Origin of the sequence: Chryseobacterium gotjawalense (genome assembly GCF_030012525.1) — a bacterium.
In the GTDB taxonomy this organism is placed as follows: Bacteria; Bacteroidota; Bacteroidia; order Flavobacteriales; family Weeksellaceae; genus Kaistella; species Kaistella gotjawalense.
Map to the genome: position 1 here is coordinate 1,798,805 of NZ_CP124855.1, position 16,062 is coordinate 1,814,866.

A 16,062-nucleotide genomic window follows, 5' to 3' on the forward strand; every position below is an offset into this window, starting at 1 on the left:
TACAAAAAAAACTGGTTCATCCCCATTTTTCGTAAAACAGGAGCATCGCACGTTTCGTGGATTATCCCTCCTATAGAAAAATGTATTTTTGTAATCACCTCAAACTCTAATTTGTGAATATTTATCGTAGGATTTTAAAATACACCGGAATCTTCATCACCTCTTTTCTGGTGTTATTGATGGTCCTGGTTTTCAGTTTACAATTCCCTTCTGTTCAGAATTTTGCCAAAGGAAAACTGGTGAATTATCTGGAAAAAAAAATAAAAACCAAAGTGATTTTAGACCGCGTTTACATCAGCTTTCCCAATAGTTTGGTGATGGAAAATCTGTATTTACAAGGTCAAAAAGTAGACACTCTTTTATTTGCCCGAAAACTGGATGTCGGGTTAAATATTCCGAAACTTCTCAAAAATACGGCTGATATTACTTCTGTCAGTTTAGAAGGTGTAAAAGCAAATGTAGTCCGCAACGAAAACGGTACTTTTAATTTCGATTACATCATCGATGCTTTTGCTACCAAAGATGAAGAAAAAACGCCTTCGAAACCGTTTATTATTTCTTTGGATAAAATAAAACTTAAAGATATTGGGATTTCATTTATTGATAATCAATCCCGAAATGATATTAATCTTTACTTTAAATCATTCGACACGGGCGTAAAAACTTTCGATCTCGAAAAAAATAATTACGCAGTGAATGATATCAATATGGATGGACTGCGATTGAAATTGAAACAGGATTTAGTAGAAGAAGTTGCCAATAAAGTCGTAGAAAAAGTTGACTCTTTGCAAAAACAAAGCCCTTTGAAGTTAGGTTTAAATAAAATTAAACTCACCAATTTCAATATTGATTATGGCGACGACAATACCAAAACTTTTGCGAAAGTTATTTTCAAAGAATTAAGCACAAAAATAAATCAACTCGATTTAGAGCACCGCAATTTCGGAATTGAAAACCTTTATTTAAAAGGAGCAGACATCAATGCCAAATTATTTCTGCCTGCTCAAAATGCCAGTCCAAAAAAAGAAGAAAAAGTTTCAACCTCAACTGACGAAAAATCATTAGCGCTACTATTAAATAAATTAGTTTTAGACGATGTAAAAGTGGTTTACGATAACACGGCGATCGCCAAAACAAGATCGGGAATGGATTTCAATCACCTGAATTTTTCTAAAATGGATCTCGATCTTTCTGATTTCAAAATGAAAGACGGCACTTTTGCCGGAACGGTAAAATCGGCAGAAATCAAAGAAAACCGAGGTTTGAATATTCAGAAATTCACAACCGATTTTGTGTTTGAAGATCAACAGGCTTATTTGAAAGATCTGTATCTGCAAACTCCGAAGACGGTTTTGAGGGATGAACTTGTTCTGCATTATAATTCGATTGAACAGCTTTCTGCCAATCCCGGCGCGGTGAAAATTGCAGCCAATATTCAAAAATCAAAAGTGGGTTTTTCAGATATTTTAATGCTCGCTCCCACTTTAAGAAATACCGTTCCGTTCAATAAATATCCGAATGCGATTCTAAATATTGATGCCAGATTAAAAGGAACAGTTAATGATTTATTGATTCAAAACCTGCAACTTTCGGGAATCGACCAATTAAAAGTGCAGGCGTCGGGAACCATTAAAAATGCCATGAATCCTGATCATTTATATTATGATTTACAAGTTCGGGAACTTTCATCTTCCGCAAAAACTATTTATAATATAGTTCCAAAAAATACGATTCCAAATAATATTACGCTGCCTTCTCATTTTAAAATTGCGGGAAAAGCGAAAGGAACCACTCAGATTGTCAATACAAATCTAGTCATAACTTCTACTTTAGGTAACGCCGGAATTCGTGCGTCAGTCGATATGAAATGGAAAAATCAGGAACGCTACGATGTTCAGGCGAACCTCCAAAATTTACAAATCGGCAAGATTATTCAGAATAAAGATTTGGGTTCCATTACCGGACAAATCGCGGTGAAAGGACAAGGTTTCGATCCGAATAAAGCGAATGCTGATTTGTCAGGAAACATCAAATCGGTCGCTTACAAAGGTTATACTTACCAGAATATGGCGCTGAACGGAAAAGTAAATCGTGGCGCTTATGTTGTCAACCTCGATTCTAAAGATCCAAATGCGGACTTGAAATTATTGGCTTCCGGTAATTTTACGCAAAAAGAACCCACCATTAAAGTGAACGGAACGATCCGAAAATTGGATTTACATAAACTCGGTTTCTACGAAGATCAAATGATTTTGGCCGGAGATATCGACGGCGATTTCACCAGTTTAAATCCCGATGCGCCGAACGGATATCTGAATTTGAAAAATTTTGCAATTTCTGATACGAAAGATATTTTTGCTTTACAGGAAGTTTTTCTAAAAGCTGTTTCCACCGCAGATCAAAATCAAATTACGCTTCAATCTCAAATTGCTGACATCGATTTGACAGGGAAATATAAATTGACGCAAATTTTAGGTTCGTTGCAAAACACCATTAACCAATATTATCAGTTTCAAAAGCCGGGAACGAAAGTTGAAAAAATCGATCCTAACCAGTTTTTTACTTTTAATGCTAAAATTAAAGATGATAATTTACTTCGAAAATTTGTTCCTGAATTAACAGAATTTGAACCGATCACTTTGGTTGGAAATTACGATGCCGATTCCAGAAAGTTAGAAGTCAATGGACAAATTCCGCAAGTAACTTACGGTGCCAATAAAATCAGCGGCGGCGTTTTAACCATTAATAATCTGAATGACGCCTTGGTTTATGATGTGAAACTGGCAGACTTTAAAAATGAAAAAATTGCTTTAATGAAATTAAGTTTAAATGGCGACATTAAAGACAATCTCATCACCTACAACGCTTCTACAAAAGATGAAAAAGATGCCACTAAATTTCTGATTGCAGGAAATGTTGAAAAGATGGGCGACCTCACCAAGATCAGTTTAAACCCTGATGGCTTAACATTGAATTACGATAATTGGCAGGTTTCGCCGGATAATTATTTGCAGTTAAGCAGCAAAGGAATCTTAGCCAATAATTTTACAATTTCTAATAACGGAAGTGAAATCAGCGTGCAATCGGAAACCAATATCCCAAACAGTCCGCTCAATATTGACATTAAAAATTTCAAGATTGAAACGATAACGGAACTCATTAAAAAAGATTCGCTTCTGGCAAAAGGGAATATTAATGGAACTGCGCAAATCCGCGACTTGCAAAATAATATGACTTTTACATCAGATATTGATGTGACTGATTTATATGTTTACGGTAGTCCGGCTGGAAATTTAGAAATTAAAGCCAATAACCAATCTGCAGACTTAATTCGTGCAGATATCTCACTGTCCGGCTTTGACAATGATCTAAAACTCGAAGGAACTTTCAACACCAAATCCAGCATTTTGGATATGAACCTCAACATGAATCAACTTCAAATGAAAACGGTTCAGGGATTTTCAATGAATGCTATTGAAAAGGCTGAAGGTTATCTTTCCGGAAATTTAAAAATAAGTGGTAAAACCGACAAACCAAATATTTTGGGCGGTATTAAATTTAATAATGTCGGTTTAGGTCTCACCCAATTGGGCAGTAATTTTAAAAACATTAATGATGAAATCAAATTCACGAATCGCGGAATTGATTTTAATGACTTTAAAATTAAAGATGAATCCGGAAATGCAATTGTCATTGATGGATCAGTGCTTACCAAAACGTATACAGATTTTGCCTTTAATTTAGACGTGAATGCAAGAAACTTTAAAGTGGTAGATTCTGAAAAAAATAACGATAAAATGATGTACGGCGTTCTCGCGATGAATGCCGATTTAAAAATCCGTGGAGATTTGGATTTACCAAAGGTTGACGGAAATTTAAAAGTGACCGATAAAACAGATTTCACTTTTGTTTTACCGCAATCTTCGCCAGCTTTACAGGATCGCGAAGGCATTGTAGAGTTTATTGATCAGGATCAAATCGCGTTGCAGAAAACCATTAAAGCAGATTCGCTAACCGACCAAAGCAAATTTAAAGGAATGGACGTGAACGTGAATATCGAGGTCGTTAAAGACGCGAAAATCTCTTTAATTATCGATCAGGCAAACGGTGATTTTGTAAAACTTCAGGGAGAAGCACAGCTAACGGGCGGCATCGATCCTTCGGGAAAAACAACTTTAGTCGGCATTTACCAGGTTGAAAAAGGAGCGTACGAAATGTCGGTAAGTTTACTGAAAAGAAAATTTGAAATCGAAAAAGGAAGCACCATTACCTGGACAGGCGAACCGATGACGGCGAATCTGGACATTACCGCGGTATATAAAACGGATGCGGCACCACTCGATTTATTGCAGCAGCAATTAACGACTGCTTCCGCCAGCGAACTCAATCAGTATAAGCAAAGAATACCGTTCAACACCTTATTGATCATGAAAGGTGAATTGCTGAAACCCGTGATTACTTTTGACATCACCACTTCTAAGGAAAACAATTCCGTCTCTTCTGAAGTGATTGACAATACAACGGCGAAACTGGATCAGTTGCGGCGCGAGGAATCTGAAATGAATAAACAGGTTTTTGCCTTGCTTCTTTTAAACAGATTCGTGGGTGAAAATCCTTTCCAAAGTGAAACCGGTTTATCGGCTTCTACTTTAGCGAAACAAAGTGTGAGCCGTATTTTATCGGATCAGCTGAATAATTTGGCTTCTGATTTAATTGGTGGTGTAGAATTGAATTTTGATTTGGAATCTACAGAAGATTATTCCAGCGGTAATAAAAATGAAAGAACCGATCTGAATGTTGGTCTGACGAAAAGATTATTTGATGACCGCCTGAAAGTGACCGTGGGAAACAATTTCGCTTTGGAAGGTGATGCCAGACAAAATGAACAGATGACCAATATCGCAGGCGATATTACTTTGGATTACAGTCTTTCTAAAAACGGCAGATACATGTTGAGGGCATACCGGAAAAACGATTATCAGGTCGCCTTGCAAGGTCAGATTATCGAAACCGGAGTCGGATTTATCATCACTTTAGATTACGATAAATTCAGGGAAATATTCGAACGTTCCAGGAAAAATAAAAATTACCGAAAACAAAATACGTCTTCAAAATAATGATAAAACTGAACAGCTCTTATTATAAAATAGTTACGACACTTTCTTTGGCATTCCTAATTTCATCCTGTAGCAATACTAAATTTCTGCAGGAAGGTCAACTATTATACACCGGCGCGAAAATCAACATTAAAAATGATACGCTCTCAAAAAAAGAAAAATCAAATTTAAAAGAAGCACTTCAGGAGCAACTTCGCCCGAAACCGAATTCTTCTTTTTTGGGTTTAAGGCCTAAACTTTATATTTATAATATCACTAAAGAGCCTAAAAAGCAAAAAGGAATTGGTTACTGGCTGAAATATAAAATCGGAGAAAAACCAGTTTTGCTAGGTGATGTCGATCGGGAATTCAATAAAAAAATCGTCGTAAATTATTCTGAAAACAAAGGTTTTTTTAATGCAAAAGCATCATCAGACACCATTTCTAAAAATAAAAAAGCGCAGGTTATTTACACCTTAAAACCTGGTGCAAGATATTTGATCAGCAAGGTTAATTTTCCGGGAGATTCTACTGAAATTAACAAAGAAATCCAGTCGGTAAAGGATAAAACTTTTCTGAAAGCAGGAAACCCTTTCGATTTAGCCGTAATCAAAGCAGAACGTGAAAGAATTAATGCCCATTTAAAAAACCGTGGTTTTTATTATTTCAGTCCTGATAACATTATCGTTCAGGCAGACAGTACCGTGACCAAAAAACCAGAAGTTGAACTTTTCGTAAAACTGAAAAACAATACTCCGGCATTGGCAAAAGACCAGTTCACGATAGACAAAACCATCGTTTTTGCAGATTATGATATTAGAGACGTAAAACTGGGAAAATACGGAATCCCTTATAATACCGATTCTGTAGAAATGTACAACAACATTCACATCATCGATCCTAAAAACAAATTCAAACCGAAAATTTTCGACCGTACGCTTTATTTTGACAAAGGAGATCTGTACAACCGAACAGACCATAATCTTTCATTGAACCGACTGATCAGTTTAGGCGTTTTTAAGTTTGTAAAAAATGAGTTTATCGTTTCAGATTCATTAAATCATCAATTTGATGCGTATTATCTTTTGACACCGAGACCGTTTCAGTCGTTGCGTTTAGAAACTTTAGGAAAAACCAATTCCGCCAATTATACCGGTGGAGAAGTCAATCTGAACTGGACTCACCGGAATTTTTTCCGTGGCGCAGAACAGCTAAAAGCCGCCATTTATGGCGCAGCAGATATTCAGGTCGGCGGTCCAAAAGATGCGAACAATATTGTCAGAGTCGGTGCCAATGCGCAACTTTCTATTCCGAGAATTGTAGCGCCTTTTAAATTTCATTCTTCAAGTGCTTATGTTCCGAGAACGAACATCAATATCGGTTATGAATATCTGAGCCGAACTCAATTGTATACTTTGCACAGTTTCACGACTTCATACGGATATCTTTGGAAAGAAAACGAAAGAAAGGAACATGAATTAAAAATTTTGGATGTAACTGTTGTCGCCCCACAAAAGGTAACAGAGAAGTATTTGGAACAGATCAATGGAAATCCGGCAAACGAGATTATCGCAAATCCTTCACTTCAAAGAGTGATTGACAAACAATTGATTTTTGGTCCCACTTACAGTTACACCTATACCAATACGATGCTTCCGAAAAAGAACACTTTCTATTATAAAGGAAGTGCGGATTTGGCAGGAACAATCACCGGTTTAGTGACTGGCGCCGATGCAAAAGCAGGAAAAGAAAAAGAATTATTCAACATTCCTTTCAGTCAATATGCGAAGATGGAACATGATTTCAGATATTATCGAAAAATTAATAATAAAAGTACCATCGCTACCCGATTTATTGCGGGCATTGGATATCCTTATGGAAATTCAATTACAATGCCTTACGTAAAACAGTTCTTTGTGGGCGGAAGCAATAGTATCCGTGCCTTTCGTGCCCGAACTTTAGGGCCGGGAAGTTATGATCCAAGAACTCAAAATGCGTCTTTCTTTTTTGATCAGTCTGGAGACATTAAATTAGAACTGAATGCAGAATACCGGGCGAATATTTATAAATTTCTGAATGCCGCCGTATTCGCTGATGCTGGAAATGTCTGGCTCGTGAATGAAGATCTTACCCGTCCTGGTGGGAAATTTTCTAAAGATTTTGTAAAAGAAATCGCAGTTGGTGCCGGCGTTGGATTAAGACTTGACTTTTCAATCTTGATTTTAAGACTCGATTTGACCATGCCACTCCGCATTCCTTATTATGATGAAGGCGACCGCTGGACTTTTGATAAAATTGATTTTGGAAGCAGCGCCTGGAGAAAAGACAATTTGATTTTGAATATAGCAATTGGTTATCCTTTCTGATAATTTAATGAAAAAAGCTGGACCACATTACTTTTTGAAGTATTCTTTGGTAACTCTATGGTTAAAAAAATAAGTGTTTTACTCTAAAAAAAGATAATGTTATGAAGAAGTTAACTTTTTTCTGGAAGACTTTAATGGAAACCTTCACCGAATGGAATAATTCGCCGGCGGGTAAAGACGCTGCAAGTTTAGCCTATTATGCGATTTTTTCGATTCCGGGATTATTGATCATCATTATTTGGATTGCCGGAAACTTTTTCGGGGAAGAAGCCATTCGTGGTGAAATCAGCCACCAAATCAACAGTGTGATGGGACAGGATGCCGCCCAAAGCATCGAGGATATGGTTGCAGGAGCCTTGATAGACCGGCAGAATATCTTCATGAAAGCACTGGGAGTCGCTTCCCTCATTTACGGTGGAACGACCGTTTTCTTTCAGCTTCAAAAATCCTTAAATAAACTTTGGGATGTAGAAGCAGCACCGAAAAAAGCCATTATCAAATTTTTACTCGACCGCGCCAATTCTCTGGGAATGATTATCGTGATTGGTTTTTTATTAATGATTACGATGGTTCTTTCTTCCCTGATCAGCTTGCTGAATAATTTCATCATGTTTCGGTTAGGATTTGAAACCTATGTTTTAATGGAGACGGTGAATTATTTGTCTGGATTTATCCTGGTCATCCTGGTTTTCGCTTTTATGTTTAAAGTTCTTCCGGATGCAGAAATTTCATGGAAAGCAGTTTGGCCGGGCGCATTTCTTACGGCGGTTCTTTTTACCATCGGGAAATTTTTGCTCAGTCTTTACTTTTCAGAACTGAAACCAACTTCCGTTTTCGGGACCGCAGGTACAATCGTTTTAATTATGATGTGGATTAATTACTCCTGTATGCTCATCTTTTTTGGCGCAGAATTCACCAAAGTGTACTCCCAGAACAAAGGATTTAAAATCGTACCGTCCCGCCATGCAAAATGGAGTGCAGAAAAACTGTATCAGGAATCATTGAAAGAGAAGAATTTTACCGCTAGTGAAATGAAACAGTAATTCTATGCATACTCTCATTGATCAAAATAAATAAAACTTCTGCAGTTGATGCAGGAGTTTTTTGTGGAACGGTTTAAAGCATACTATACAGGAATAGAATACCATTGATTATCATGTTAAGTTTTAAAGGAAACTCTATGACTTTTCTTCAACTCAAACCCTCAAAATAGACCATAAAAAAACTTCCGAAAAATTAATTTCGGAAGCTTGGTAGCCCGTAGGGGAGTCGAACCCCTCTTACCAGGATGAAAACCTGAGGTCCTAACCGATAGACGAACGGGCCAGTGCGTCTTTGTTTTTTATATAATTACGCTAATTTATTAACGTGCTTAGTCAACTTACTTTTAAGGTTGGCTGCCTTGTTTTTGTGGATGATGTTTTTCTTCACCAACTTGTCTAACAAAGAGATTACTGATGGCAACTGTAACGTAGCGGCAGCTTTATCTTCTTCATTTCTCAATACTTTCAAAACTGTTCTAGCAGTCTTGTGGTAATATCTGTTTATTACTCTTCTTTTTTCGCTTTGTCTGATTCTTTTCAGAGCTGATTTATGATTTGCCATATCTTCTTAAAACTTGGGTGCAAAGATAATAATCTTTTTTTAATTACAAAATCTTTTTTAATAAACTTTTCAAAAACTTTCATCTTTAGTAGCCTATAAGGGAATCGAACCCCTGTTGCAAGACTGAAAATCTTGAGTCCTTACCACTAGACGAATAGGCCTTTGCTTTGAGGACTGCAAAAATAGAAATTAGTTTTTAATCCTGCAACACTTTTTCAAAATTATCTTGAAATTTTTTGAATCACCGAATTATTAATTCCTTTTCCCTCCAGATCATTCTGCACTTTCACCGCTTCTTCTAAGCTGGAAAACTTGCCGTAAGTATAGTAGAACTTGCCGTTTTCCTTGGTTCGGATCACGTCTTTCAAGGTATTGAGCACCGCAGAATTAGCACTCAATTTCTGATCACTCACCGCAACTTCTAAAGTATAATAACCAATGCCTAATTTCTGATTGGGTATAAATGATATCGGCACAGCATTCTTAAATCCCGCATCTTTCACGGTTTTTAAATTACTATCTCTTACAGACGCTAGATTTGTGACGCTATAATAATACTTATACAAATCATTATCTTTGATCGTAAGAACGTAATTCAGACCTTTTAAAGCCGGATCACTGCTGTTGTACTTCATCGGCGATGACATCAATAAAATTCTGAAATCATTTTTCAAAGCGACTTCTGCCGGTTTCTCTGGTTGTTTGGGCACATTTACAATGCTTCCATTTCTTTCAATCGCTTTTTTATAACTTACAATAGCATCATAAATACTTTCAGCAATTTCATTTTGACCCTTATCCGAGGCCAAATACATTCCTTCGTCATAATTACTGATAAAACCGGTTTCAATTAAAACAGAAGGCATCGCGTTTAACCTTAACACGTGTAGATTCTGTTGTTTTACTCCCCGCGAAAACCGTTGATCCTTTTTTTCAAAATTCCCTTCTACGAAACTGCCAAATAGAAGGCTGCTTTCTAAATATTTACTTTGTTGGATTTTAAGCGCAATTAAAGATTCAGGAGATTTCGGATCATACGAAGCAAAGGTCTCGCGGTCTTTTTCATCCAGGAAAATCACATCATTTTCTGCTTTGGCCACTTCAAGATTTGTTTTATTCTGATCTGGACCCTGCACAAAGGTTTCGGTTCCGTATGGAGAAGTTTTAGTACTTGCATTGCAGTGAACCGAGACGAATAAATCTGCTTTACTGCGGTTCGCTAAGGTAGTCCGATCGGTCAACGACGGAAATTCATCTATTTTCCGGGTGTATATGATTTTAAAATCTTTGTTTTTTTCGAGCATACGCCCTAATTTTAATACCACAGCCAGGGTAACATCTTTTTCCCGTAAAGTTCCAACTTCACTGTAATACCTGTTTGCCCCATGATCAGAGCCACCATGCCCCGCATCCAGGACAATCGTGAACTTTTTTTGAGCGTTGGGAAGAATGAATATCAAAGAGAAAAAAAGGAATAAATATTTTTTAAAAGAAAAACTATCAGTAATCATCGGTAAATTTTAAAATTTATATTAATTTTGACGGCAATATATAATATATAATAGAATAAAAGCACTTTGGTCAAAACTGGCTTCAAAAATATACCTCTCGTTTTAATTATCCTAATTTTTAACAATTTTTTAGCACATCTGCCTGCTCAAAATTTGACTGGAAATAAGATAGTTGATAAGACTGTACCCAAATCTGATACGGTTATTCTAAAGAAAGAACAGTTGCAGGCAGTGGTGAAAACAAAGGCCGACCGCACCAGAAACGACATCCCAAAAAAGATGACCTATCTGAACAAAAATGCGCAGGTGAAATACCAGGACATGACCATCGATGCCGATTACATCTCGATTGACTGGGACAAATCGCTGGTCTTTGCAAGAGGAGAGCTGGATTCTTTGGGGAAAATTACAAAACCAGCAGTTGCCATTCAGGGAGGCAAAACTTACGAATACGACGAATTCACCTACAACATCAAAACCCGCCAGGCAATCGCCTTCAATGCCCGGACTGAGGAAAGCGAAGGGGTAATCGTTGCCGAAAAAACAAAGAAATATAACGACTCGGTCTTCTTTATGAAAAGAGGGAAATACACCACCGACGAATATTTCATTAAGAAAAAAGATACGATTGCGGATTACTATTTGCTCGCTCCCAACATTAAATTAATTAAAGGAAAAAATAAATCGCAGGTAATTACCGGACCGATTCAGATGTATATCGAACAGGTTCCTACGCCTTTGATTATGCCCTTTGCGATTTTACCTTTTTCGGATAAAAGAAGCGCAGGGATTTTAATTCCAAGTTTTGGTGAAAGAGAAGATGTTGGATTTTTCCTGAATTCTCTGGGCTATTATCAGCCAATCGGGGAACATTTTGATTTCAAAATTCTGGCCGACCTCTACACCAAAGGAAGCTGGAATTTAAAACCGGAAATCAATTATAAAAAGAACTACAAATACACGGGGAATTTTTCTGCAGATATGGGAACAACTGTACGTGGAATAAAGGGTCTCGCCGATTATTCCAAAACCGGAACGTACCGGATTGCGTGGCGGCACCAGCAGGATTCCAAAGCCAATCCGTTTCTTACTTTCTCGGCATCTGTGGATGTGGTGAGCAACAAGTTCTATAATAATACCGTAAATAATAATTACGCCTTTAATCAAAACAACCTCAACGCGCAACAGAATTCATCAGTCAGTATTGTTAAAAGATTCCTGACTTTACCGGTCACCATTACAGGAACTTCTTCTTATTCTCAGAATTTCTCGACCGGATTATCAGATTTAAAACTGCCGCTCATGAATGTGGCGATCAACCAGTTTTATTTATTCAAACCAAAGACGGGAATCAGACAGGGTTTATTAGAAAACATTACGGTAAATACAGGACTGAACCTTAACAATTACGTCCAGACAAATGAGGGCGAGCTTTTTACCAAAGCCATGTGGGATAAAATGCAAACCGGACTCAGAAACAATATTGCTTTAGGAACCAATACCACTATTGCTAAATTTTTCACGTTCTCGGTTTCTGCTAATGTAGATAATGCTTTAACCACCAAAACACTGACCAGAAATTACAATCCGCTCACCAATAAAGTGGAGGATCTGTTAAACAATAAAATCGCAGGCTATTCTTCGTTCTCCACCAGCACGAGTTTACAGACCGTTCTGTATGGAATGTTAAATTTCAAAAAGAATTCATCCATTCAGGCGATTCGTCACATGATGACGCCACAGATCGGCTTCAGTTATTCGCCGGATTTTTCCGCGGCCAGTTTCGGATATTATAAAAATTATTATAATGACCGTGGGGAAATGACGCCCTACTCTATTTTTGACCGAGGAATTATCGGTTCACCTAATTCAGGTTTGGTACAGGCGTTAAGTTTTTCGGTCAATAATAATTTAGAGATGAAAGTAAAGTCTAAAAAGGATTCTACCGGAACGAAGAAGCTGAAAATTTTTGAAAGTTTAAATTTCAATACCAATTACAATTTCGCGGCACCAAATCATAAATGGTCGCTGTTTAGTTTCAGCGGACAAACCACCTTATTTGAAAAATTGAATCTGAACACCAACTTAACTCTGGAGCCTTATCAGATTATATTTGCCCCAGGAAGTGAAACCGGCATCAGGACAGAAAACTTCGGACATTTCAGCGTACAGGGTTTCAATGCACAGCTTTCTTATCCATTGAGTGAAGCCATCTTTGGTGAAAAAGAAGACCTTGCGAAGAAGTATAAAACTAAAGGAGAAATACGGAATGAAGATTATTATTTCGATGAAGATCATTACGCGAGGTTTAAGCAACCCTGGACTTTAAATATAAATGCACAGTATGGTTACACCCGAAGCTTAACCCGATTCGGAAATAATGTAGCGTCATTAGGGCTGGATGGCAGCATTAAATTAACGCCTTTTTGGAATATCACAGGAAACTTATATTACGATATTGTCACCAAAGAAATCGCGACCACGCAGTTAGGATTCTCACGTGACCAAAGAAGTTTTACCATCAACTTTAACTGGATTCCTTATGGACAGTACAAAGTGTATGATTTCTTTATCGGAATTAAAGCCAACATTCTGCGTGATGCAGTGAAATATAAGGACCGAAGTTTCACCCAACCCAACGCGCCATTTTAAATTTTAAAGAATTAAACTTTAGTTTTATATTTGCCAAAAATCAATCCTATGAAATTGCCATTATCAAATACTGTAAACAAACACAAATAGAGAGAGGCGATTCCATATGACCTTAAAAAAAACTACCTACTTATGAAAAAGATCATCTCTACTTCGAAAGCTCCAGCTGCTATTGGATCTTATGCACAAGCGAATTTGGTGAACGGAATCCTTTATATTTCCGGGCAGATTCCCTTTAATTCAGAAACTGGCAAAATAGAAGAAGACATAGACAAAGCGACTCATCAGGTGATGAAAAATTTAGAAGCGATTCTTACAGAAGCAGGACTCACCTTCGATAACGTGGTGAAAGCAACTATTTTCCTGAAAAACATGGATGATTTCGCAGTGATGAATGACATCTATGCCTCTTACCTTAATGCGGAAAGTTACCCGGCAAGAGAAACAGTTCAGGTATCCTGTTTACCGAGAAATGTAGACATCGAAATCTCTATGATCGCACATCAATTTTAAATGAACTTTCTAAGAAATACATTTGCAGTTCTCACAGGCCTGGCTGTGGCAGCAATTCTTATTTCACTGGGAATAAGGCTGAACTCATCGTGGATTACCTATGATGAATATGCCCCTTTTCAAAGATGGGAAACGCTGTTGAAATCAATGGAGCACAAACCTTATTTTTTTGTAGCCTTATTAATTTCTTCAGGCATTGCGGCGACCGTAGGAGGTGTTGTTACTGCAATTATTGTAAAATACGCAAAAGTGGCTTATGCCATTTTGATAGGTTTTATCTTGCTGTTTATGGCTATGCTGGATATCATTATTTTCCCGTACCATCCAACCTTTTATAAAATTTTAATCTTCCTTACCTTCTTTCCTTTTGCCTGGATGGGCGGCAAGATTACAGAAGTAATTTATGAAAGAAAAAAAAGACGGCAGCGGAAACTAAACAAATAAAAAAAACGCAACCTTTAAAAAGTTGCGTTTTTTTTAAATATTAATCAATCCAGTTAAGGCATTTTAAATCCTCTTGTCGTAATTCTGCCCATTTCGTCAACATATTTTACCTGTACGTTTCCGCTGTAACCCTGCAAAATTTTCTCAATGTCTTTTTGGGAATTCACGGGTTTACCGTTCACTTCGATGACGATGTAATTATCTACGATTCCGATTTTCGACATTTCATTGCCATCCTGTACGTTTTTGGCAACAACGCCACTGGTTAAACCATAATCGGTTTTGAACTTTTCACTTAATGGTTCGAACTCAGATCCGATTTTCTCGGTAACGCTTAAATCCGCTTTGCTTCTCAGTGAAGTTCCTCCTGTTTGGTCTTTCAAAGTCACATTTACGGTGTTTTGTTTTCCGTTCCGCAAATAAGTAACAGCTACTTTATCGCCGGGTCTCTTACTTCCTACCGCAAAGGACAGGTCATAATAACTGGAAACCGCCGTGTTATCTACCTTTTTAATGATATCACCGGTTCTTAAACCGGCATCTTCAGCTCCTCCTTTATCAGCAACTTCAATTAAATAAACACCGTCACCACTTTTCAGATTGCTTTTTTTCTGCTGATTGTAGGCGGCAACAGTTCTTTCATCGGAAAGATCCAAAGGCACAACGCCCAAAAATCCTCTCTGAACCAATCCAAACTGTTTGATATCTTCAACTACCTTTCTCGCTAAATTCGATGGAACCGCAAAACCATATCCTTCATAATAACCGGTTTTGGAAGAGATCGCAGAATTAATCCCGATCAACTCACCATTCGGATTAACCAGCGCTCCACCGGAATTTCCAGGATTAATGGCCGCGTCGGTCTGAATAAAACTTTCGATCGGAGATTTAGACTGCTGGCTGAGCAAATCGATACTTCGGCCTTTTGCAGAAATAATCCCTGCGGTTACCGTAGAATTTAAACCCATCGGATTTCCGACTGCTAAAACCCATTGCCCAACTTCTACATTATCGGAATTTGCAAAATTAAGGTAAGGCAATCCTTTTTCTTCGATTTTTAAAAGGGCGATATCAGTGGTCGGATCCGTACCTACCAAATTGGCAACATAAGACTTCTTATTAGAAAGCACGACTTCTAATTTGGTCGCACCGGCAATCACATGGTTATTAGAAATAATATAACCGTCCGGCGAAATGATTACTCCCGAACCCATTCCGGTCGGCATGTTAGACGGGGGAGCCTGTTGCTGTTGTCTTGGATTTCCGCCAAAAGGATTGTTGAAAAAGAAATCAAACATATCCTGATCACTTGTTCTGCTCTTTTTGTTTGAAAAGTTTTTGATACTCACTACAGCGGGAACTGTCATTTTGGCAGCTTTCACAAAGTCATCGCCTACTCCCGCCATATTAAAAGAGGCGTATTTTGCATCACTTGTCTTCGGCGCAAAATAATTAAAATCTGAATCATGGTTTTTTACATTAAAGTAATTGAATGCGCCAAAGGTCGTGGCTCCAGACATTACTCCTACTACTGCATACGGAATCAGTTTTTTTAAGGTGTTTCTCATCGTCATAAAATATTTAAAACGTTATATTTAATTGTTTACTAAACAAATTTAGTGCTAAATCAGTATTCGTAAAAAGGGGTTTGTTTCAACTTTAACTAAACATTAACAACAATTACCATATTTTAAATATTTTTAAATAAATTTACCTTATCGACCCGATTTTTTAACAATTTCTTGAGGATCATTTACAATGACAAAATAGCAGATAAATGATGACGGACAAAAAAATCTTTATTATATTTGAAATCTATTCTTTAATATCAAAGCAAACTAATTACTTCTTTAAATTTCAAATCAGCAATATCGT

General features: G+C 37.3%; 9 protein-coding genes and 2 tRNA genes. 6 read left to right on the forward strand and 5 right to left on the reverse strand.

What is annotated here, in order from left to right; genetic code table 11:
- Positions 1 to 179: 179 nt before the first annotated feature.
- The 3 genes from QGN23_RS08205 to QGN23_RS08215 all read left to right on the forward strand — a co-directional run bounded on the left by QGN23_RS08205 (position 180) and on the right by QGN23_RS08215 (position 8,505).
- A complete protein-coding gene (locus tag QGN23_RS08205; protein ID WP_396127353.1) occupies positions 180 to 5,117 on the forward strand; it encodes a translocation/assembly module TamB domain-containing protein in 4,938 nt (1,645 codons plus the stop codon).
- Entirely contained in the window at positions 5,117 to 7,462 is a 2,346-nt protein-coding gene (gene tamL, locus QGN23_RS08210) for a translocation and assembly module lipoprotein TamL (protein ID WP_282903857.1), read from the forward strand. Before QGN23_RS08205 ends, tamL begins: the two co-directional genes overlap by 1 nt.
- A 101-nt stretch (positions 7,463 to 7,563) precedes the next feature.
- Positions 7,564 to 8,505 (forward strand): YihY/virulence factor BrkB family protein, encoded by a 942-nt coding sequence (locus tag QGN23_RS08215; protein ID WP_282903858.1) that lies wholly within the window; start codon positions 7,564 to 7,566, stop codon positions 8,503 to 8,505.
- Between the two features lie 208 nt (positions 8,506 to 8,713).
- Here QGN23_RS08215 and QGN23_RS08220 read toward each other — a convergent pair.
- From QGN23_RS08220 to QGN23_RS08235, 4 genes are all read right to left on the reverse strand, one after another.
- Positions 8,714 to 8,788: transfer RNA gene (locus QGN23_RS08220), tRNA-Glu, on the reverse strand.
- 24 nt (positions 8,789 to 8,812) lie between these two features.
- Positions 8,813 to 9,067, reverse strand: a complete 255-nt coding sequence (gene rpsT / locus QGN23_RS08225) for a 30S ribosomal protein S20 (RefSeq protein ID WP_133438901.1) — start codon at positions 9,065 to 9,067, stop codon at positions 8,813 to 8,815.
- 89 nt (positions 9,068 to 9,156) lie between these two features.
- Positions 9,157 to 9,228: transfer RNA gene (locus QGN23_RS08230), tRNA-Glu, on the reverse strand.
- A 60-nt stretch (positions 9,229 to 9,288) separates the two neighbouring features.
- Positions 9,289 to 10,578 (reverse strand): N-acetylmuramoyl-L-alanine amidase family protein, encoded by a 1,290-nt coding sequence (locus QGN23_RS08235; RefSeq protein ID WP_282903859.1) that lies wholly within the window; start codon positions 10,576 to 10,578, stop codon positions 9,289 to 9,291.
- A 66-nt stretch (positions 10,579 to 10,644) separates the two neighbouring features.
- On the opposite strand from QGN23_RS08235, the gene QGN23_RS08240 reads away from it, so the two are divergent.
- The 3 genes from QGN23_RS08240 to QGN23_RS08250 all read left to right on the forward strand — a co-directional run bounded on the left by QGN23_RS08240 (position 10,645) and on the right by QGN23_RS08250 (position 14,187).
- Positions 10,645 to 13,230, forward strand: coding sequence for a putative LPS assembly protein LptD (locus tag QGN23_RS08240; protein WP_282903860.1), 2,586 nt, complete (start codon positions 10,645 to 10,647; stop codon positions 13,228 to 13,230).
- Between the two features lie 132 nt (positions 13,231 to 13,362).
- Positions 13,363 to 13,743 (forward strand): Rid family detoxifying hydrolase, encoded by a 381-nt coding sequence (locus tag QGN23_RS08245; protein WP_282903861.1) that lies wholly within the window; start codon positions 13,363 to 13,365, stop codon positions 13,741 to 13,743.
- Positions 13,744 to 14,187 (forward strand): hypothetical protein, encoded by a 444-nt coding sequence (locus QGN23_RS08250; RefSeq protein ID WP_282903862.1) that lies wholly within the window; start codon positions 13,744 to 13,746, stop codon positions 14,185 to 14,187. It begins immediately after the preceding gene.
- Positions 14,188 to 14,240: 53 nt separating this feature from the next.
- On the opposite strand, the gene QGN23_RS08255 is transcribed toward QGN23_RS08250, so the two are convergent.
- Positions 14,241 to 15,755, reverse strand: coding sequence for a trypsin-like peptidase domain-containing protein (locus tag QGN23_RS08255; RefSeq protein WP_282903863.1), 1,515 nt, complete (start codon positions 15,753 to 15,755; stop codon positions 14,241 to 14,243).
- Positions 15,756 to 16,062 lie beyond the last annotated feature (307 nt).